The organism is Streptomyces sp. H27-H5 (assembly GCF_026627505.1).
Lineage (GTDB): Bacteria > Actinomycetota > Actinomycetes > Streptomycetales > Streptomycetaceae > Streptomyces.
In genome coordinates this window covers 1-19,336 of the sequence record NZ_JAPNLK010000121.1, presented here as the reverse complement: position 1 = coordinate 19,336, position 19,336 = coordinate 1, and the positions used below count along the sequence as shown (strand labels likewise).

Below are 19,336 nucleotides of genomic sequence, written 5' to 3'. Positions count from 1 at the left end.
GTCATCCGTGCGAACGTCTCCCGGGTCTCGGAGCGGGCGAAGCAGCCAGCCATCGAGGCCAACAGGCCCCCGAACGCCATGTCGTGGCCTTCGTGGTCTACCGTGGCCGAAGCGGCCGTCTCGTTCTTATGTTGCGTCATACCACATCATGATCAAGGCGGCCGCCCTCATGCCCGCAGCCACCCCCATCAAGCCGCTGACCAGCACCGACGAGCATCAGCAGATCTATCTACAGCTGCCGTAACCGAGCACAGAACGGATCCCGCTGTGACCGAAGTCCGTTTCGTCGCGACCTGCAATGCCCCGCTCGACGTCACCTTCGCCTATCTGGACGACTACCGGAACGTGACCGAATACTGGCACGGGATGACGAGTTACAAGCCGGTCGGCGCCCTCGACCACGGCCCCGGATCGATCTACGAGGCGATTTCGAAGATGGGCCCGTCCACCCTGAAATCGACCATCGAGACCGTCGAATGGGAGAAGGACGTCCGGATCGCCTACACGTCGGTGTCCGGCATGGACTCGAACACGACTTTCGATTTCGCCGCCGTCGACGCGACCCACAGCACGGTGGAATTCCGCATCGAGTTCCGGCTGCCCGGTGGAATCGCCGGCAGGGCGATCGAGAAGACGCTGGAGCCCTTCGTGGCCACCGCCGCCCGGAACACCGCGGCGAACATCTCCAAGCGGGTCGCCGAGTACTACGAGGTGGTGCGCGCCGACACCGGACGCGGGGCCGCCGACCTCCCGAAGTAGTGGCGACGGCCGCACGGCCCCGCCCCGGCCCGAGGCCGGAGGGAAGGGAGCGTCACGTGGTCGAACCCGCCCCGACCCCCGGGAGCCGGGCACCGCTCCGCCCGGTGACGCAGCCGCCACCGCCCCACGCGCCCGACGTGCTCGCCCGGGCCTGGCGGCTCGACCACGCGCTGGACACCGACGCGTTGGGGCGGGCCCTCGGCGCGCTCACCCCCCGGGCGGGGGAGGAGGCGTCCGAGCCCCCGACCGTCGTCGACGTACCGGACCTGTCCGCGCTCCGCGACCTGTTGGCCGCGCGCGCGGCCGCCCGCCCGGACCCGTCGGCTGCACGCGCGGCCACCGGGACCGATCCGTCGGCCCCGCCGCGCCCGCGCGTCGAACTGTTCCGGCTCGGGACGCGGGACCACGTCCTCGTCGTCTCCGCCGGCCGCGGCCCCTGGGACGGTTGGGCCGAGGGCGTGTTCCGCCGCGAACTGGGCGCGCTGTACGCGCGCGAGGCGCACGCGGCGCCCCCGTCCGCTCCGGCGCGCCCGCGCGGCCGGGCGGCCCGGCGCCGCGTGACTCCGGAGGTACCACCCCTCCCGCGTCCCGCGGCGGATCGTTTCACCGCCGCCGTGGTGCGCCACCGGTGGGACCCGGCGGTGCTCGCGGGCGTCGAAGCCCTCGCGCGGCGGTGCCGGGTGCCCCGGTTCGTCGTCCTGCTCGCCGGACTGGAGGTGCTGCTCGCCCGCTGGTCCGGGGCTCCGGAGGTCACCGTCCTCATGGCGCACCACGGCGCCGTCGATCCGACGCCGACGGAGCGCGCGGGCCGCCGCCCGGCCGACCCGGTCGCGTTGCTGCGCCGCGCCTACCGTCCCGGCGAGCCCTTCGACGCGCTCGTCGTGCGCGAGGCCGCCCGGCCGGGACCCGACCCGGACGGCGCGCCGGCGTCCCCGACCCGGTTCTCCTTCCGGGTGGTCGGCGAACCGGCGCCCCTGACCCTGCCGGGTGTCGCTGTCACCGAGGTCACCCCGCTGCTCGCGCACGGCGGCCCGAGGCCCGTCCCGTGCGACATGTCCCTCGACGTGACCGCGACGGACCTCGTCCTGCGCTACGCCGAGGAACTCTTCGACGAGGCCACGGTGCGCCTGCTCGCCCGCCACTACGGCGACCTGCTCGCCGCGGCCGTCGCCGACCCGTCCGCCGCGGTCGGCTCGATCCCCTTCGCTCCGCCGGCGCGTGCGGTGCGCGCGCCCGGCGCGCTCGCCGCACTGCTGGGGACGCTGCCCGACGCCCCGGGCGGCGCCGCGACCGGAGCCCGGATCATCGACGACACGGACGGGACGCGGCTGCCGGTCGGCCTGCGGGGCCGGCTGCAACTGGAGGTCCGCGGCGCCGCCGGCGCCCGCCGATGGGTGGACACCGCCGCGTTCGGCTGGTGCACCCCGCGCGGCGGCATCCTGCTCGACCGGCTCCCGTCGCCCCCCGAACCGGCGCCCGCGCCGCCCGCGCGCCGAACCTTCCGCGGCGACGCCGCGGCGGGCATGGCCTCGCAACTCGCCGTGCTGTGGGCGCAGAAGCTCGGCCTGGCACCGGCGGGACCCTGAGACGCGGGCGGGCCCCCCCCCTCGACCGGATGGCGGCCGAGGGGCGGGGCCCACCCGCGTTTCAGGAGGAGCGCACCGCATCGCGACCGGCGGCCTCCGCCTGCCCGCGCGCCCAGTTCGCCGTCAGGAAGTCGCCGATGTCGCGCAGCGACGCGGCCGCCTCCGCGACCAGCCCCGCCTGCGCCTGCGCCGCGTGCCACAGGACGGCGCTCTCCGCGTAGCGCAGCCGCACGTCCGCGCGCCGCAGGGCCACGGCGAGGTCGAGGCACTGGGAGTACAGGAGTTCGCGGGTGTTGGTGTGGAGGTAGGTCGGCGGCAGCCCCGCCATCGGACCGAGCAGGGGGGCGTACCGGGGGTCCGCCGGATCGCCGGTACCCAGGTAGGCGGCGGCGCAGGCGAGCGCCCACCGGCGGTTGATCACGAGATCGCGGCTCCGGTCGGCCACCAGGTTCGGGTTCGCCCAGGGGGAGACCAGGACGAGGGCCGCCGGCCGGCACCCCGGGTCGGAGGCGAGCAGTTGGGCCGCCGCCAGAGCCACGGCCCCGCCCGCCGAGTCGCCGGCCAGGACGATCGTGTCGGGGGCGTGGCCCTCCGAGGTCGTCAGCGCGTCGAACGCGGCGAGCGCGTCCTGCGTGGACGCCGGGCAGGGGTGCTCGGGCGCCAGGCGGTAGTCCGGCAGGTAGACGGGCCGCCGGATCTCGCGGGCCAGGTGCGCGGCCAGCGAGCGGTGGGTGGCGGGCGAGCCCACCGTGTGTCCGCCGCCGTGCAGGTACAGCACGGCCCCGGTCCCGGACGTCGGCCCGACGGTGACCCGTTCGGCGGGCCGCCCGCCCAGGTGGAGGGCCTGTACGGAGGTGTCCGGCGGCAGCGGTTGCAGCCGCGCGAAGCCGTTCAGCAGCGCGCGCTGCGCCGCGTACGGCAGCCGGTGGTGGAAGGCGAGCCGGAAGCCGGGGTGCAGCAGTACCCGCGCGAGCGGCAGTGGCAGGGTCGGCAGCGACCTCACGACGTGCTCCCGGGCCGCGGGGCGATCCTGATGAGGCGGGACATCCAGGTCCCGAACCGTTGGGAGCCCGTCGGACTGACGCGGCCCAGCAGGTCGAGGGCCTTGGCCTCCGCGCCCACCAGGACGCGCGCCCGCCCCCGCGCGACGCCCTCGACGATGGTGTCGGCGGCCATCTCCGGGCTGTGCAACGCCAGCCGCCGGTCGAAGGCGCGCGCGATGCCGGCCGCGTCCAGTCCCGCCGCGGCCGTGGCGTTGCGCGCGACGGCGGTCTTGATGCCGCCGGGGTGCACACAGGTCACCCGGACCGGATGCCGGGCCAGCAGCATCTCCTGGCGCAGGCACTCGGTGAACCCGCGCACCGCGAACTTGGAGGCGTTGTAGGCGCTCTGCCCCGGATAGGTGATCAGCCCGAAGAGGCTGGAGACGTTGACGACGTGGCCGTCGCCGGACTCGATCAGATGGGGCAGGAAGGCCTTGGTCATGTTCACCACGCCCCAGAAGTTCACGTCCAGAACGCGTTCGATGTCCTTGAACGACTCCCGCGCCACCTCGCCGTAGAAGGCGATGCCCGCGTTGTTGTACATCTGGTTGACCCGGCCGAAGTGCGCGCGGACCTCGTCCGCGTACGCCAGGACGGCCTCCCTCTCGGTCACGTCGAGCCGGTCGACCTTGACCCCGACACCCTTGGCCTCGCACCGCACCGCGGTCGCCTCGGCGCCGTCGACGTCGATGTCGCAGAGTGCGAGATCGGCGCCGAGGTCGGCGAGGCGCAGCGCGAGCGCGCGACCGATCCCCGATCCCGCACCGGTGATGACGACGACTTTCCCTGCGAAGCCGGCGGCTTCCGCTTTCCTGGTCATTGTGGTCCTCGGGTCGTGACGTGGTAGGCGTCGATGTCGAACTTCCGCGTGATCCGCCGGAATTCGTACGAGAAGCCGGGCCACATCGTGGTGTTGTCGCCGTGCTTGTCCAGGTACCAACTGGCGCAGCCACCGGTGTTCCAGACGGTCCGGGACAGTCGGTGGCGCAGCATCCGGGAGAAGTCCTCCTGCGCCTCGGCGCGGACCTCCAGCGAGCGGACGCGCCGTCGCCGCATGGTCGCGAGGGCATCGACCAGGTAGTTCACCTGGGACTCGATCATGAAGATCATCGAGTTGTGGCCGAGGCCGGTGTTGGGGCCGACCAGCAGGAACATGTTGGGGAAGTTCGCGATCGCCGTGCCCTTGTAGCACTGCCGACCCACGGTGTCGAAGACCTCGCCGAGGCTGCGGCCGTCCTTGCCGCGGATCCTGCGGTAGGTGGGGGAGTCGGTCACCCGGAACCCGGTGGCCAGGACCAGGGCGTCCACCTCGCGGACCGTTCCGTCCGCGGTGACCACGGACTTCTCGCGGATCTCCGCGATGCCCTCGGTGACGAGCGAGACGTGGTCCTGCCGGAAGGTCGGGTAGTAGGTGTTGGAGAGCAGGATGCGCTTGCACCCGGCGCGGTAGTCGGGCGTGAGCCGGCGCCGCAGGGCCGGGTCCGGCACCTCGCGCCGCAACTTGGCCCGGGCGAACGCCCCGACGGGCCGCATCAGCGCGGGCCGCTTCGCCAGGGCGACGGCCTGCGCCTCGTGCGCCCAGTAGATGCCGCCGCGCACGACCCGCTGGTAGAAGGGCACGTACCGGCACGCGAGGCGTTCGAGCGCGGAGTACGGGCGGTCCATGCGGGGCAGCACCCACGGTGCGGTGCGCTGGTACACCTGGAGTTCGGCGACCCGGGGGGCGATCGCGGGGACGATCTGGACGGCCGACGCGCCCGTTCCGACGACCGCGACCTTCAGGCCCTCCAGGGCGCTGCCGTGGTCCCACCGCGCCGAGTGGAAGATCTTCCCGGCGAAGGTGTCGATCCCCGGTATGTCCGGCAGCGACGGTTCGCACAGTGCGCCGAACGCGCCCACCAGGACGTCCGCGACGAACAGCCCCCGGGAGGTCTCGACCTCCCACCGGGCGGAGTCCTCCACCCAGCGCGCGGCGAGCACCTCGCACCCGAAGACGTGCCGGTCCCGGACGCGGTACCGCCTCGACACCCGGGTGATGTACGCCTGGATCTCCGGCTGGGTGGAGAACGACCGGCTCCAGCCGGGGTTCAGGGCGAAGGAGTACGAGTAGAGGTGCGACGGCACGTCGCACGCCGCACCGGGGTAGGTGTTGTCACGCCACGTGCCGCCGACGTCGTCGCCCCGTTCGAGGACCAGGAAGTCGTGCCACCCCTCGCGTCGGAAACGGATCGCGGCGGCGAGCCCCGCGAGCCCCCCGCCGATCACGAGGATCTGCGTGCGCCGGCCCGGTGCGACCGGGGGACCGGCCCGCCCGGACGCCGTGGGCGCGGCGTCTGTCGTCTTGTTCTGGTTTGTAGGACTCAAGGGGGGATCAGATCTCCCGTCACACCCGTCCCGAACGATGGACCCGGATGGTCCCAGATGGCATCTGACGGGCCTCTGAACCGGCTCGGTGCGCAGGGCAGAACGGTGTCAGAGCCGTTCCGGAGGATGAATCGTCCGCTCTTGGCAATCGAGCAGGTAAGGAGACGCCTGATGGCTTCCACACCGGCGACATCAGAGGCAGTCGAAACGCCGGACGTGCTGATCGTGGGAACCGGGTTCGCCGGCCTCGGCATGGCGATGAAACTGCTCGCGGCCGGGCACTCCGACTTCGTGGTGCTGGAGAAGGCCGACGACGTGGGCGGCACGTGGCGGGAGAACACCTACCCCGGCTGCGCCTGCGACGTCGCGAGCGTCATGTACTCGTACTCCTTCGCCCCCAACCGCGCGTGGAGCCGGATGTACGCCTCGCAGCCGGAGATCCTCGACTACATCAAGCGCGTCGTCAAAGACCACGCCCTCGAATCGCACATCAGGTTCAACACCGAGGCGGTCTCCTACGAGTTCGACGAGGTGAGCGACCGGTGGTCCGTACGGACCCGGTCGGGCCGCGAGTACCGGCCGCGCGTCGTCGTCCTGGCCCACGGATCGCTGCACCAGCCCAACATCCCCGACCTGCCGGGCATGGGCCGGTTCAAGGGCACGCTGTTCCACTCGGCGCAGTGGGACCACTCGGTCGACCTGTCGGGCAAGCGCGTCGCGGTCGTCGGCACCGGGTCGAGCGCCGCCCAGTTCATCCCGGAGATCGCCGGCACCGCCGCGCACGTCGACGTCTTCCAGCGCAGCGCGCACTGGGTGCTGCCGAAGGCCGACCGGCCGCTGAAGGCCCTGGAACACAGGCTGTTCAAGTCCCTGCCGTTCGTGCAGCAGTTGTACCGGCTCACGGCCTACTGGACGCACGAGCTCCCCGTGCTCGCGTTCCTGAACCCGAAGTTCCTCAAGGTGCTGGAGGCGGCGTCGCTGCGCATGCTGAGGAAGCAGGTGCCGGACCCGGAACTGCGGGCGAAGCTGACGCCCGACTACACCATCGGGTGCAAGCGCATCCTGCTCACGAACGACTACTACCCGGCCCTGCAACGCCCCGACGTGGACCTGGTCACCTCTGCGATAGCGGAGTTCACCGAGACCGGGATCCGGACGGCGGACGGGGAACTGCACGAGGCCGACGTGGTGATCCTGGGCACGGGATTCGCCACGGACAACCGTTGCGCCACGGAGCACATCGTCGGCCGCGACGGCGTCACCATCCAGGAGGCGTGGCGGGACGGCATGACCGCGCACCTGGGCACGACGGTGTCGGGGTTCCCCAACATGTTCATGCTGATGGGTCCCAACTCGGGCGGCGGCGCCCAGTCGATCCTGTTCGTCATCGAGGCACAGCTGCACTACGTCGTGGAGTGCCTGCGCCTGATGAGGACGCGGCGGTCCACCCGGATGGAGGTGCGCGCGGACGTCCAGCGCGCGTTCAACGCCCGGCTGCACGGCAAGCTCGCCGGTTCCGTGTGGAACACGGGCGGCTGCCACAGCTGGTTCCTGGACCACACGGGGCTCAACCGGCAGTCGTGGCCCGGGACCGGCACCTCGTACTGGCGCGCCACCCGACGGCCGGATCCCCGGGCGTTCACGCTGACGGGCCGCCCCGCCGGCCGCCGGCTCGCCTCCGTCCCGAACCCCACCGACGCGGCGTGATCCGCGGTACGGATTGAAGTAAGCATACGGTCGTGCGTACACTCATCTCACAGGTATCGGCCCGGGCAGTCTCGACCGCGTCCCGCCGGGCCGTCATGTCCAGCGCGGAGTGGAAAGACGAGAAGGGGATGCATTCGTGACGAATGCCAAGACAGAAGCCGTCGCGGTGGAGCCGGAGGCCGTTCCGGCGGTGCCGTGGCCCGCCGTGTCCGTCGTCATGGTCGGCATGTTCATGGCGATCCTCGACTCGTTCATCGTCGTGGTGGCGGGCCCCGCGATCCAGGCCGATCTGGGCGCCTCCGTCGGCCAGTTGCAGTGGATCCTCGCGGGCTACCAGCTCAGCTACGCGGTACTGATGATCACGGGCGGCCGGCTCGCCGACCTCTACGGACGCAAGCGGATCTTCATCACCGGCACCGCGGTCTTCACCCTGGCCTCGCTGGCCTGCGCCATGGCGCAGGACCCCGGCACGCTCATCGGGGCCCGCATCGTCCAGGGCCTGGGCGCGGCACTGATGGTGCCCCAGGTCTTCGCGGTCATCACGCTCGTCGTCGCGGAGAAGGCGCGACACCGGGTCTTCGGCACCCTGGGCATCGTGATCGGCCTGGCGACCATGAGCGGGCAGCTCGTCGGCGGTCTGCTGATCGGCGCCGACCTGTTCGGGACCGGCTGGCGGTCGGTGTTCTGGGTCAACGTGCCGATCGGCATCGTCACGATCCTCTGCGCGGTGAAGTACGTGCCGGAGTCCCGCGCGGCGGGCACCCGCAAGCTGGACATCCCCGGCGTCCTCGCGCTGAGCGCCGCCCTGCTGCTGCTCACGTTCCCGCTCATCCAGGGACGTGAGGCGGGTTGGCCGTGGTGGACCTGGGCCTGCTTCGTCGCCAGTGTCGTGGCCTTCGGCCTGTTCGTCACGCTGGAACGCGCCGTCGACAAGCGCGGCGGGGACCCCCTGATGAGGCTGAGCCTGTTCGCGCAGCGCTCGTTCTCGCTCGGAATCGTCCTGGTCCTGGCCGTGTACGCGCTGCTGACCTCCTACTACCTCGCGCTGTCCATCGCGATGCAGGAAGGGCTCGGCATGTCCGCGCTCGGCGCGGGGCTGGTCTACACCCCGGCCGCGGTGACCTTCTTCGTCTTCAGCAAGATCGCCGGCCGACTCGTGCCGAAGTACGGCCGGCGCGTCCTGGAGATCGGGGCGGTCGTCCTCGCGTCCGGGTACCTGGCGACCGCGATCGTCCTGCTCTCCGGGCCGAGGCTGACCCCGGGGCTGATCATCCCCACCCTGATGCTGCAGAGCGTCGGCGGCGGACTGCTCATCACGCCGCTGCTGAACACGGTCCTGAGCAGGATCGCCCCCGAGACCGTGGGCATGGCGTCCGGGGTCCTGTCGACCGCCCAGCAGATCGGTGGCGCGCTGGGCGTCGCCGTCATCGGAGCCATCTTCTTCAACTCGTTCCGTCCCGAGACCGACGGACGTGTGGAGGCCGCGGGGCACGCGTTCGCCATGTCCTCCCTGACCACGTTCGCCATCGCCGTCCTGGCGGCCGTCCTGGTCTTCCTGCTGCCGAACAAGAAGGCGCAGGCCGGCGGCTGACACCTCGTCCGTCGGAGGGGAACGCGACGACGCCGATGCGGCGGACCGGTCGGTCCGCCGCATCGGCGTGTGTCGTGCGCCCCGAGGGGCGGAGGAACGTGTCAGCGCGGAGGGACGAGCAGACCCTCGATGATGCGGCGGGCCTTACCCACCGCCTCCGCGTCACCGGTCTGGAACGCGGTGTTCGCGGCACACAGCAGGGCGTCGATCTGGAAGACGGCGAGTTCGATGTCGAGTTCCGCGATCTCACCCGATTCCACCGCGTGGCGCAATTCGACCGCGATGACTTCGCGCCATTCCCGCTGATCGTGGAAGAGCGCGTCACGGACCGGCCCGGGGCGGCTGTCGAACTCCGCGAGGTTCGCGGCCCGGAAGCATCCGCCGGCGAAAAGCGGGGTCTCCGCGTAGACGATCCAATGGTCGAGCAGGGCGCGGAGCCGGGCGACGCCATGGGGCGCCGACTTCGCCGGCCGGATGACGGCGTCGATGAAAAGCCCGCGCGCGAACTCGACGGCCGAGAGCTGCAGGATTTCCTTTGTCTTGAACAGGGTCTGGATGCCCGCTTTGCTCAGCCCCGTGTCGAGCGCGAGACGGCCGAAACTGACACTCCCGAGACCCTCCAGCGAGGCGACGTCGACAGCCTGGCGGAGCACGATCTTGCGTGTACGGGCGCCCCGCAGGAGGCGCTTGTCCGTGACCTCGGTCTGCTCCCGGGGCAGGAGCGCAGACGACCCGGGGCCACTCGAAGGCGAGGTGACCGGCTCTGTAGCACTACCCATACGGTCGATCGTACAGCATTTGCCGGCCGATGTGCCGGTTCGTGCGTCGTGCGCCGGTCGAGCGGGTCGGGTCGATCGGGGCGCGGGTGAGTAGGGCCCCTACTCGAACGAGGGGGCGCACGCCGAGTAGGCCCCTGCTCGAACGTGCGGCTGCATATGCAACTTGAGCACCAATAGGATCTCCCTCGGTCGTCTTCTTGGCGATTCCGGACAAAAAGCGTCAAGCATTCGGGCGGCCTCGACGGTGCCCGCATGTGTCTCTGATCTCTTACAACAGGGGGAGAAGAACAGTGACCGTCGCTGGAATACATATTCTGGGGCCGCAGCGGATCGAGCTCAAGAACACTGAAATCATGTTGAGTGGCGCGAAGTTGAGAAGCATTCTGGCCGTTCTCGCGCTCCGCGCCGAGAACGAGGTCCGCCGTGACGAACTGATCGAGGAATTGGACCTGATCCGGACGGCGGGCGACGCCGTCAACGCGGTGCACGCCCATGTCGCCCGGCTGCGTCGCTGGCTGCAACGACACGGCGGGAACGCCGACCTGCTGGAGACGGTCAATTCCGGCTACCGGCTCAACATCGACCGGGACGCGGTGGACGCCCACCGGTTCGTGCGACTGGTGGAGCGCGCACTGAACCTCGCGCCGGGCACTCCCTCGGTCGTGGCGACCATCCTGGAGGACGCCCTCTCGTTGTGGCAGGGGGACGCCCTGATCGACGCCCTCGAAGGGCCGCTGGTCGCCACGGCGGCCGACGAACTCCACCGCTGGCGGGCGGCGGCACGGGAAACGCTCATCGACGCCTGGCTGACCCTCGACCACAACCAGAAGGTGGTGCTGAACGCCAGGAAGTTCATCTCCGAGGACCCGCTGAACGAGTCCATGCGCGCCCGACACATCATCGCGCTCCAGCGGATGGGACGCCACGCCGAGGCGACCGAGGCCTACAACAACGCGGAGACCGTACTGAGTCGGGAACTGGGCATCAGGCCCGGCACCGAACTCCGGGCCACCTCCGATCCCGCCACCCGCTTCACACCGATCTCGGGCGGACGGCAGCGTCAACGGGAACGGATCATGATCGGCGCGCGGTCATAGCGGATCACCCCCGGGCCCGGCGCGGCCGCCGCGACGACGACCGCCCGGCCGTCGCCTCCGACCGGGCGGCCGCCCCCGCCGAGTACCGCGCGGAGGAACTGGCCGGAAAAGCGGGGATCACCGTGCGCACCCTGCGCTTCTACCGCGAGCGCAAGTTGCTCCCGCCGCCCCGGCGCGAGGGGCGGATCGCCTGGTACGACGATCACCACCTGGCCCGGCTGCGCACCGTGATCGGGCTCCTGGAGCGGGGCCACACCCTGAGCACCATCGTCGATCTGACCGAGGCCTTCGAGTCGGGGCGTGACGTCGGCGAACTCCTCGGGCTGGACCGGCCGGCCGAGGAGGATCCGGTCCGTCTCGCGCCGGAGGAACTGGCCGACCACTTCGAGGGGCAGGTCACCCCGGCGAACCTCGCCGCCGCCCTCGACCTCGGCTACATCCGCACCGACGGCGACGCCCTCGTGCACGTCAGCCGCCGGCTGCTCGACGTCTCGGTCTCCCTGGTCCGCGAGGGGGTTCCGCTGGCGGCGGTCCTGGAGTCCGCGACCCGGGTCCGCCGCCACGCGGAGGCGCTGGCCGACATCTTCGCGACGACCGTCCGGGCGCACGTCACGGACGCGGACGCGGAGCGCCTGCGTCCGCTGGCCGAGCGCGTGGTCGAGGCCGAGTTCTCCATGGCCCTGGACCGCCGGCTCCGCACGGCGGGCGGGGAGGGAGCCGGCCGGGGAGAGAGCTGACCCTTGCTTCTACATACGATCGACCGTACTCTTTTCTCATGACTTCGACGCGCCTCACTGAGGAGTCCGACCCCTTCTGCCTGCAGCCGCTGGACGCCGCGGCGCTGCTCTTCGACGCCCCGTGGCACCGCTTCGCGGTGATCGGGGACAGCCTGTCGGCGGGCACCGGCGATGCCAGCCCCGGCTATGTGGACAAGGGCTGGTCCGACCGGCTCGCCGACGTCCTGCGCCGGGTGCGCCCGGACCTGGCGTACCTGAACACCGCCGAGGACGGAGCGACGACGTCGCAGACCCTCGAAAAGCAGATCGAGCACGCGATCGAGTTCGCACCCGACCTGCTGCACCTGCCCTGCGGTGCGAACGACCTCGTGCGACGCACCCCGGACTTCGCCGAGATCGAGCGGAAGCTGCGCCGCATGTACGAGCTGGCGTCGGGGACCGGTGCCCAGCTGACGACGTTCACGCTGGGCAGGGCGTACGTGATCCCGGTCTTCCCCGACTGGAGCGAGCGGGTCGCCAGGATCAACGACGTCACCCGCGGCCTGGCCGCCGAGTACGAGGCCGTCGTCGTCGACATGTGGCACCACCCCGTCAACGACCGGGACGACCTGCTGAGCGAGGACCGCATCCACTTCTCGACCTCGGGACAGGCGGTGATGGCGACGGAGATGGTCAAGGGCCTGAGCCACGTCCTCAGCCGGACCACGCGCGCCTGAGGCGACGACCGACCCGGGGGATTCCCCCGGGGAGCGCGGCGCCGAGATCCCGCCGCAGCGCCCACCCGCAGCCCGAGCCCCGATGACGGGCGTCTCGATGACGGGCGCCTCGACCTGACCGGAGACTCGACCCGGTCGGCGGCCGGCGCGCGGACCGGCCGACCCCCGCGGCCGGTCTCGCGCGCCCTCGCGCCCTCCCGGGTCCCGTCCGGTGGTCCGGGCGGGAACCGGGGGAGTGCCGCGAAGGAGCCCGCCTCGCGACACACGGCACCGGACACCGAGGGCCGGACGAACCCCGACGACAGGTGTCAGGTGCGCGGGGCCAGCGGCAGATGGATCTCCACGAGCGTGCCTCCCTGTTCACCCGGGGAGATCCGCAGCCGGCCGCCCAGCTCCTCCACGCGCTCGGTCATCGAGCACAGTCCGTACGCCGGACCGGGCGCGGCCGGCACCTCGACCCCCGGACCGGGGCCGAAGTCCTCCACCTTGGCGTACAGCCAGCGGCGCGTGGTGCGCACGCCCACCTCGACACGATCGGCGGCGGCGTGCGCGAAGGCATTGCGCAGCGCCTCGCGCAGAACCAGGAACAGCTCCTGTCGGAACCGCTCGGGCAGCAGCGTCTCGTCGCCCGTCACCCGCACGCTCACGCTCGCCGCGGGCCGGGCGCCCGCGAGGAAGGAGTCGAGGGCCTCGCGGAGCGAGGGCAGTCGCGCACGCCTGCGCAGCCCGTCGACCAGCGCCCGGTTCTCCTGCCCGGCCTCGTCCAGCGCCTGTCCTGCGGCGGCCAGATGGGACGCGGCGGCCTCCGGCTCGCGCGCGGCCAGGGTGACGCTGCGGCGGGCCGCGGCGAGTGCGCCGCCGAGTTCGTCGTGCAACTGCCGGGCCAGCCGGCGGCTGTCGCTCCGGCCCCCGTCGCCCTGCCAGAAGTCCGTGCCCGCGCCGGACATGGCCTCGCCGAGGCTCCGTACGACGGCCACCGCGCGCAGCAGTCCGGTGCCGGTGTGGGCCGCTCCGTGCTCCATGACGTGCAGCAGGGCGCACTCCAGGAGCAACGAGGCGGCGCCGACGAGGCGGTGCGCGGCGGCAGCGGGCGGGACGGCCTCCTCGGCGCTCCGCGGGAGGTCCGGATTACCGGCGCGCGACAGGACGGTCCGGGCGAACGACTCCAACGTGGCCCGCAGTTCGGGCAGCTCCGCCTCTGCGGGAGTCAGTACGGAGGGCAGCCGGGTCGCGAACCGTTCCAGGACGGCCTCCGTCTCCCAGCTCGCCAGTACCGGGGCCGTGGTCCCCGCCGGTGCGACCGGCGTGGCCGGGAGTCGACGTAAGCCCGTGCCCACCGGTGCGGTGCGCGGGCGGTACAGACGCGGTGCGGCGCGCAGCAGTCCTTCGTTCAGGGCCTCGCTGAAGCCGCTTCCCGCGAGGGTGGCGGTCGAGCTGTGCATCGGAACTCCTCGACGTTCGGGGCCGCTGACGACGGCCCGAAGATAACAAACAGACCTGTCTGATTGTCAAGGCCTCACAAGATGCAAGTCGCGGCGGGGAAATCCGTCAAGTCGGCTTCTGTGCTCTAAAACTGACGCATTCTTGGTGGAGTGGGGCGGATGATTCGCCTAGGGGGTGTCAGTCGAAACAGGCAGGGTTGTATTGTTCCGCTTGGGTGGTGACGCCGGTCCGTGCGCTCCAACCCCCATGAATGGTCATGTCGAGGAAGAGGCAGGCACAGCGCGATGCAGAAGCGGTCAGAGCTGACCCGCCAGGCCCTCGTCCGGGCGGCGACGGAGCTCATCGCGAACGGCCGGCTCGCCGACGCCGGTCTGGTGAACATCTGTCGCATCGCCGGGGTGAGCCGGGGCGCGCTGTACCACCACTTCTCCTCCACCGCGGAGTTGGTGGCCGAGGTGTACGCACAGGCGCATTCGCGGACGGCCGCCCTGGCGGAGGACAGTTTCGAGGGTTCCGCCGCCGGCGCCCCGGCCCGGTTCAGCGCGGCCCTCGGCACGGCGATGAGCGAGGACCGGTTGGTGCGCGCGGGCATGCGGTTGAGCGCCGAAGGCTCCGAGGAGCCGCCGTGGTTGCGCGACGAGCTGCTGGACCGGGTGCACGCGAAGGTGGCCGAGGGGGCCCGTCACGGCGGGGAGACCGGTGCGCGCGGCCCGTCCGACACCCGTCCGGAAGACCTCGCGGACCTCGCCGTCGTGGTGACCGCCGGGCTGGAGTCCCTGGGTTACACCGATGTCCGGTGGTGGGACCCGCGGACGGCGCGGCGGATCTGGGCCATGGTGCTCCCCCTGTTCGGGGAGGCGGTCGGCACCGCTGAGACGGACGCTTCCGGTTCCGCTTCCGTCCGCGCGGACGGTACCGCCCGGGCGGACGGCACCGATGGCGCGGACGGCACGGGTCAGGACTGAGCGGGGATCCGCGGGCTCGCCGGATCGGATCCGGCGGTCGGCGGCGGAGTGACGCGCAGCATGCCGATCATGCCCGCGCCGGCGATGCCGGGCAGCAGGAACCGCCACAGCGTGCTGACGCGTTCGATCAGATCGCGTCGGTCGGTGTACACCTGCGACATCACCTGCATGCCGGTGAACGTCCCGACGATGATGTCCGTCGCCTCCGGCAGGTTCAGCCCCGGCAGCGTCTCGCCCTGGTCCCGGGCCTGTTCGAGCAGGCCGAGGATGGCCGCGCTCGACTGCTCGTAGGGGGTGATCGGAGGGCGGGGGAAGGAGGTCTGCTCCACCGCCAGCCGCACGCTGGCGCGCAGCACCGGGTCACGCTGTAGCCGGCAGGCGAACTCCAGCGTCAGATCGATGATGGCCTGCAACTTCACCGGTTGCTCCGGCACCACCAGGGCCTCGCTGTGCGCGGCCATCAGGGCGACGGCGATGGCCTCCTTCGAGGGGAAGTGGTGATAGAGCGCCCCTCTGGTCAGCCCGGTGCTCGACAGGATCTCGTTGGTGCTCGCGGCGTCGAATCCGCGTACGTCGAAGACCCGCGCCGCAGCCTCGAGAATCGAGCGCCGCGACCGCGTTCCGCGTTCCTGCTGTCCCATCCCGGACCCTCGCACTCGCCTGGATATCGAAACCGACTTGTCTGCATCCTATTGCCAGACGGGCGAGGCGGGAGCATCGGGCGCCGGCGAACCGGAACGGCTCTCCCGGGCGAGGCGCCTCCAGGGAGGCCCGGCCGGGGCCGTCCGGACGTGTCAGGGGTGCCCGAGGCGGAAGCCGACTCCGCGGACCGTGATGATCCAGTTGCTCGAACCGAGCTTGCCGCGAAGGCTGCTGACGTGCGTGTCGATGGTGCGACCCCGGTGCGACCAGGCGTCTTCCCACACCTGGGTCATCAGCTGGCGCCGCGAGAGCACGGCGCCGGGCTGTGAGGCCAGCGCGTGCAGCAGGTCGAACTCCTTGAGCGTGAGGTCCACCGGGCGCCCGTGCAGGGTGGTCTCGCGGGTCGTCGCGTCGATGTGCAGGGGGCCGTGGTCGATGGCCCGGGCGGCGCTCTGACGGGGCCGGGCCCGCCGCATCACCGCCTCGATGCGGGCCAGGAGTTCGCGGAATCCGTATGGCTTGACCATGTAGTCGTCGGAGCCGGCCTGGAGGCCCAACACCCGGTCCAGCTCGCTGCCGCGGGCGGTGACGGCGATGATCGGCGTGTCGCTGACGGCCCGGATGCCCCGGCAGACCTCCAGGCCGTCCAGGTCCGGCAGGTCGAGGTCGAGCAGGACCAGGTCGACCTTCGGGTGCGACTGCAGGGCCTCCCCGCCCGTGGCCACGCTCTCGGCCAGGTACCCCTGCCTGAGCAGGCCCTGGACGAGCGCGTCGGCGGCGCGCGGCTCGTTCTCGACGACCAGGAGGCGCAGTGGGGCGCGCTCGGCGGTGGTCGGGGCGGCCTGCGGAACGGGTGCGGTGCGGTGCGGCTGGTGGGTCAAGGGGTGATGCCGCTCTGTGCGGGGTTCGAGTAGCTCTAAGGCCTGCCGGTTCATCTGTTCCTCCTGAGGCACGGCGTCGCATCACGGCCTGCTGAATGCTCGCGTTTGTCGAAGATACCAAACAGACTTGTCTGATTGTCAACGTGCCTCGCACGCGCCGATGTCATCGCTGACGACTCGTCATATGACGCTCGATGGACGGGCTTTGACTGATATCAGCAGGTCCTCGGGGTCTTCGAGGGTGATTCGGGCCTCCGGTGCACCTTCCCGTAACCCCGCGGAAATCGAGCAGCTTTGTATGTTTAACGAGGTCGGGCCGCTCGCGTTTCCAGCCGGGTGGCTGGTCGTGGTGTGGCCGAAACGCGCACGTCAGGACGTATCCGCCTCCGTCCGGAATGCTCTGCGAGAGTCTGGGGGTGAGCGGGTGAAGAAGGTGTGCACTGCACGGGTTCTGGGCGGTTTGCAAACCAAGCCTTTACTTGACCTACCGAACCGACCTGTCTGTATCTTGAGGCCGCAACAGAGCGTCAGCCACGGGGGGTGGCTGCTGGTGTTTGGCTCGCCGACCCCTGCCCAGCATCAGATCAGGAGTGCTACGCATGCCGTCTCTTGCGTCCACGACCCGCGAGCCCGTTCGGAACAGCGCCTTAGTTCCGCAGCCTCGCACCGCAGTCCCGCAACCTCGCACCACCACCGGGCACGCCGGTCTCACCACGACCGTTCCGCGTGAGTACGTCCACCGCGCCGCCGTCTCCGAGGTCCTGCTCACCGGCTGGGAGCCGGTCGCCGATGCCTCGCCCGCCCACCGCTCGGGCCCGCGACCCGGCATCGAGAGCGTTCCCGACGGGCCCGACGCCTTCGTCGTCCGGTCCCAATGGCCGCGGGGACACTCGCTGTTCTCCCAGACCGGGGGCTACCAGGACCCGATGCTGCTGATCGAGTCCGTACGCCAGATCGGCGCCCTGCTCTCGCACGCCGAGTTCGACGTCCCCTTCGGTCATCAGTTCCTGATGTGGGACATGTCGTTCGCCACCACCAAGGATCTCCTCGTCGCCGGCCCCGCCCCCGCCGAGGTGGAACTGCGCACCGTGTGCCACGACGTGGTCCGCCGGGGCAGGGTCCTCTCCGGGATGCGGTACGACGTCACCGCCCTGGTCGACGGCGTGCCGCTGGCCACCGCGGGCGCGGCGTTCAGCTGCACCAGCCCGGCCGTGCACCGAAGACTGCGAGGCGACCGCCCCACCAGCACGGACCGGGTACCCGGCCGCCCGATCGACCCGGCCCTGGTCGGCCGCACCGCCCCCACGCACGTGGTCCTCACCGAGGACCCGACGGCCGAGCGGGACCACCAGTGGGAGTTGCGCGTCGACAGCACGCACCCGATCTTCTTCGACCACCCGGTCGACCACGTCCCGGGCATGGTGCTCCTGGAGGCGGCCCGGCAGGCCGCACACGCCTCCACCGGCCTGCCCGACGCCCTCGTCATCAGCCTCGACAGCACCTTCGCCCGCTACGCCGAACTCGACAGGCCCTGCCGCATAGTGGCCCACCCCGGTCTCGTCGACGCCGCCGGCCACATCCTCGTACAGGTCTGCGGTTTCCAGGACGACCAGACCGTCTTCGCCGCCGACCTGGTGCTCAGTCCCCGCAACGGTTGATCCCATCCTGACGGGAGTCCGCGTGCTCACGATCATGATCACTGGTTCGGCCGGCTTCGTCGGAAGCCATGTCGCACGTGAAGCCGCCCGGCACGGCGCGGCACTGACGGTGATGACCCACCACCGCCCGCCCTCGGCATCCGCCCCCTCCTCCGCCGGCCCCGTACGTGTCGTACGGGCCGACCTCGCCGACCCGCGCTCGCTGCGGGGAGTGTGCGAGGGAACCGACGTACTGCTGCACTGCGCCTCCCGCATCGGCGGGACGGCCGAGGACAACGAGGCCGTCAACGCCCGGGGCACCGCCGCCCTGGTCGCCGAGGCCCGGCGTGCGGGAGTGTCCCGCATCGTGTACCTCGGCACCGCGTCCGTCTACGGGCGGGGCACCTACCACCGTGCCCGTCCGGAGCGGCTCACCCGCCGCCCGTCCTCGCCCACCTCCCGAACCCGGGCGGCGGCGGAGGACACGGTGCTGGACGCCGGCGGGATCGTACTGCGCCCCCACCTCGTGTACGGCCGGGGAGACCGCTGGGTCGTGCCGGGCCTGGCCCGGCTCCTGGGCGCGTTGCCCGGCGGCGTGCCGGACTGGAACGCGCGCATGTCGATGGTCTCCGCGACCGAACTGGCCACCCTGCTGGTGGGGGTCGCACGCGCACCGGCCACGAGCCTGACCGCGTCCGTCTACCACGCTGCCCACCCCCGCCCCGTCACCGCGGCGGCGCTGCTGGCCGCCGTGGCCCGCTGCGCCGGGCTGCCCCCCACGAGGGGAGGCCCGACGGTCGACGAAGCACGCGCCCTCATGGCGGGGGACGCGTACGCGACGAAGGCGATCGACATGCTGGCCACCAGCCACTGGTTCGACAGCGCACCCTTGTGGACCGATCTCCGCAGGGTGCCCGGTCCGGGATTCGAGGAGGAGTTTCCCGCGACGGGGGAGTGGTACCGGGAACTGGTCCGGGCAGCCTGACCGGATATCGCCCCGCGGGTGCGGCGGCCTCGTGCTGCCGCACCCGCACACGATGCACGTGTTCGCATCCTCGTCCGACCGGTTTGACGCACACCTGGACGTTTCTTTCCCAAATTCCGACACAGGCGCCTCACGGATGTATGCGTCTTGGCGATTCTGACGCAGTCCTGTAAACGGGCTCATTGAACAAATGGCCGAACACCGCACAGTCTGGTGACTCCGAATGAGTCAGGAGACGTTCATCGTGCGCAAGGTGCTCATCGCCAATCGTGGTGAAATCGCTGTCCGCGTTGCTCGGGCTTGCCGGGATGCGGGGATCGGGAGTGTGGCTGTTTACGCGGATCCGGATCGGGACGCTCTGCATGTGCGTGCGGCGGATGAGGCTTTCGCGTTGGGTGGTGACA

18 protein-coding genes are annotated in these 19,336 nt (G+C 71.1%); 11 read left to right on the top strand and 7 right to left on the bottom strand.

Annotated elements, in window-relative coordinates; genetic code table 11:
• The first annotated feature begins 267 nt into the window (after window positions 1-267).
• The gene (locus tag OTB19_RS36845) at window positions 268-759 is read left to right on the top strand and encodes an SRPBCC family protein (protein ID WP_267803126.1); all 492 of its coding nucleotides are present in this window, start codon (window positions 268-270) and stop codon (window positions 757-759) included.
• A gap of 56 nt (window positions 760-815) precedes the next feature.
• Window positions 816-2,345, top strand: coding sequence for a hypothetical protein (locus tag OTB19_RS36840; RefSeq protein WP_267803125.1), 1,530 nt, complete (start codon window positions 816-818; stop codon window positions 2,343-2,345).
• 61 nt (window positions 2,346-2,406) lie between these two features.
• On the opposite strand, the gene OTB19_RS36835 is transcribed toward OTB19_RS36840, so the two are convergent.
• From OTB19_RS36835 to OTB19_RS36825, 3 genes are read right to left on the bottom strand one after another with little or no spacing between them, the layout of a single operon-like run.
• Complete coding sequence (locus OTB19_RS36835; protein WP_267803124.1) at window positions 2,407-3,348, bottom strand: alpha/beta hydrolase fold domain-containing protein; 942 nt, start codon at window positions 3,346-3,348, stop codon at window positions 2,407-2,409.
• Window positions 3,345-4,208 (bottom strand): SDR family NAD(P)-dependent oxidoreductase, encoded by an 864-nt coding sequence (locus OTB19_RS36830; protein ID WP_267803122.1) that lies wholly within the window; start codon window positions 4,206-4,208, stop codon window positions 3,345-3,347. Before OTB19_RS36830 ends, OTB19_RS36835 begins: the two co-directional genes overlap by 4 nt.
• Complete coding sequence (locus OTB19_RS36825) at window positions 4,205-5,752, bottom strand: flavin-containing monooxygenase (RefSeq protein WP_267803120.1); 1,548 nt, start codon at window positions 5,750-5,752, stop codon at window positions 4,205-4,207. The genes OTB19_RS36830 and OTB19_RS36825 overlap by 4 nt, the downstream gene beginning before the upstream one ends.
• A gap of 171 nt (window positions 5,753-5,923) precedes the next feature.
• Between OTB19_RS36825 and OTB19_RS36820 the strand changes: the two genes are divergently transcribed.
• Together OTB19_RS36820 and OTB19_RS36815 are read left to right on the top strand one after the other, a co-directional pair.
• Window positions 5,924-7,459, top strand: a complete 1,536-nt coding sequence (locus tag OTB19_RS36820; protein ID WP_267803119.1) for a flavin-containing monooxygenase — start codon at window positions 5,924-5,926, stop codon at window positions 7,457-7,459.
• Between the two features lie 136 nt (window positions 7,460-7,595).
• Window positions 7,596-9,050 (top strand): MFS transporter, encoded by a 1,455-nt coding sequence (locus tag OTB19_RS36815; RefSeq protein ID WP_267803118.1) that lies wholly within the window; start codon window positions 7,596-7,598, stop codon window positions 9,048-9,050.
• A 101-nt stretch (window positions 9,051-9,151) separates the two neighbouring features.
• Here the strand turns inward: OTB19_RS36815 and OTB19_RS36810 are convergent, their stop codons facing one another.
• A complete protein-coding gene (locus tag OTB19_RS36810) occupies window positions 9,152-9,829 on the bottom strand; it encodes a TetR/AcrR family transcriptional regulator (RefSeq protein ID WP_267803117.1) in 678 nt (225 codons plus the stop codon).
• A gap of 371 nt (window positions 9,830-10,200) precedes the next feature.
• On the opposite strand from OTB19_RS36810, the gene OTB19_RS36805 reads away from it, so the two are divergent.
• Genes OTB19_RS36805 through OTB19_RS36795 form a run of 3 tightly spaced genes read left to right on the top strand, consistent with a single transcriptional unit; the run spans window position 10,201 to window position 12,379 of the window.
• On the top strand, window positions 10,201-10,926 hold the full coding sequence (locus OTB19_RS36805; RefSeq protein ID WP_267803116.1) for an AfsR/SARP family transcriptional regulator: 726 nt from the start codon (window positions 10,201-10,203) through the stop codon (window positions 10,924-10,926).
• Window positions 10,923-11,663 carry a MerR family transcriptional regulator gene (locus tag OTB19_RS36800; RefSeq protein WP_420716987.1) on the top strand — a complete coding sequence of 247 codons (741 nt, stop codon included), beginning with the start codon at window positions 10,923-10,925 and terminating at the stop codon, window positions 11,661-11,663. The genes OTB19_RS36805 and OTB19_RS36800 overlap by 4 nt, the downstream gene beginning before the upstream one ends.
• A gap of 38 nt (window positions 11,664-11,701) precedes the next feature.
• Window positions 11,702-12,379, top strand: coding sequence for an SGNH/GDSL hydrolase family protein (locus OTB19_RS36795; RefSeq protein ID WP_267803115.1), 678 nt, complete (start codon window positions 11,702-11,704; stop codon window positions 12,377-12,379).
• 308 nt (window positions 12,380-12,687) lie between these two features.
• On the opposite strand, the gene OTB19_RS36790 is transcribed toward OTB19_RS36795, so the two are convergent.
• On the bottom strand, window positions 12,688-13,821 hold the full coding sequence (locus OTB19_RS36790; RefSeq protein WP_267803114.1) for a sensor histidine kinase: 1,134 nt from the start codon (window positions 13,819-13,821) through the stop codon (window positions 12,688-12,690).
• Between the two features lie 285 nt (window positions 13,822-14,106).
• Here OTB19_RS36790 and OTB19_RS36785 point away from each other — a divergent pair, with 285 nt between their 5' ends.
• Window positions 14,107-14,787 carry a TetR/AcrR family transcriptional regulator gene (locus tag OTB19_RS36785; protein WP_267803112.1) on the top strand — a complete coding sequence of 227 codons (681 nt, stop codon included), beginning with the start codon at window positions 14,107-14,109 and terminating at the stop codon, window positions 14,785-14,787.
• On the opposite strand, the gene OTB19_RS36780 is transcribed toward OTB19_RS36785, so the two are convergent.
• Window positions 14,778-15,428, bottom strand: a complete 651-nt coding sequence (locus OTB19_RS36780; RefSeq protein ID WP_267803110.1) for a ScbR family autoregulator-binding transcription factor — start codon at window positions 15,426-15,428, stop codon at window positions 14,778-14,780. The genes OTB19_RS36785 and OTB19_RS36780 overlap by 10 nt on opposite strands.
• A gap of 153 nt (window positions 15,429-15,581) precedes the next feature.
• Entirely contained in the window at window positions 15,582-16,364 is a 783-nt protein-coding gene (locus tag OTB19_RS36775) for a response regulator transcription factor (protein WP_267803109.1), read from the bottom strand.
• A gap of 545 nt (window positions 16,365-16,909) precedes the next feature.
• Here OTB19_RS36775 and OTB19_RS36770 point away from each other — a divergent pair.
• From OTB19_RS36770 to OTB19_RS36760, 3 genes are all read left to right on the top strand, one after another.
• Complete coding sequence (locus tag OTB19_RS36770) at window positions 16,910-17,968, top strand: ScbA/BarX family gamma-butyrolactone biosynthesis protein (RefSeq protein ID WP_267803108.1); 1,059 nt, start codon at window positions 16,910-16,912, stop codon at window positions 17,966-17,968.
• Between the two features lie 22 nt (window positions 17,969-17,990).
• Complete coding sequence (locus OTB19_RS36765; RefSeq protein ID WP_267803107.1) at window positions 17,991-18,932, top strand: NAD-dependent epimerase/dehydratase family protein; 942 nt, start codon at window positions 17,991-17,993, stop codon at window positions 18,930-18,932.
• A gap of 244 nt (window positions 18,933-19,176) precedes the next feature.
• Window positions 19,177-19,336 (top strand): biotin carboxylase N-terminal domain-containing protein (locus OTB19_RS36760; RefSeq protein WP_267803127.1); only part of this gene is annotated, 160 nt, incomplete at its 3' end.

What these genes read in the sequence shown, in the direction of transcription:
- OTB19_RS36770 (WP_267803108.1), top strand. Translation starts at nt 16,910, where the DNA reads ATGCCGTCTCTTGCGTCCACGACCCGCGAGCCCGTTCGGAACAGCGCC.
- OTB19_RS36775 (WP_267803109.1), bottom strand. Translation starts at nt 16,364, where the DNA reads ATGAACCGGCAGGCCTTAGAGCTACTCGAACCCCGCACAGAGCGGCAT.
- OTB19_RS36820 (WP_267803119.1), top strand. Translation starts at nt 5,924, where the DNA reads ATGGCTTCCACACCGGCGACATCAGAGGCAGTCGAAACGCCGGACGTG.
- OTB19_RS36790 (WP_267803114.1), bottom strand. Translation starts at nt 13,821, where the DNA reads ATGCACAGCTCGACCGCCACCCTCGCGGGAAGCGGCTTCAGCGAGGCC.
- OTB19_RS36810 (WP_267803117.1), bottom strand. Translation starts at nt 9,829, where the DNA reads ATGGGTAGTGCTACAGAGCCGGTCACCTCGCCTTCGAGTGGCCCCGGG.
- OTB19_RS36795 (WP_267803115.1), top strand. Translation starts at nt 11,702, where the DNA reads ATGACTTCGACGCGCCTCACTGAGGAGTCCGACCCCTTCTGCCTGCAG.
- OTB19_RS36785 (WP_267803112.1), top strand. Translation starts at nt 14,107, where the DNA reads ATGCAGAAGCGGTCAGAGCTGACCCGCCAGGCCCTCGTCCGGGCGGCG.
- OTB19_RS36830 (WP_267803122.1), bottom strand. Translation starts at nt 4,208, where the DNA reads ATGACCAGGAAAGCGGAAGCCGCCGGCTTCGCAGGGAAAGTCGTCGTC.
- OTB19_RS36780 (WP_267803110.1), bottom strand. Translation starts at nt 15,428, where the DNA reads ATGGGACAGCAGGAACGCGGAACGCGGTCGCGGCGCTCGATTCTCGAG.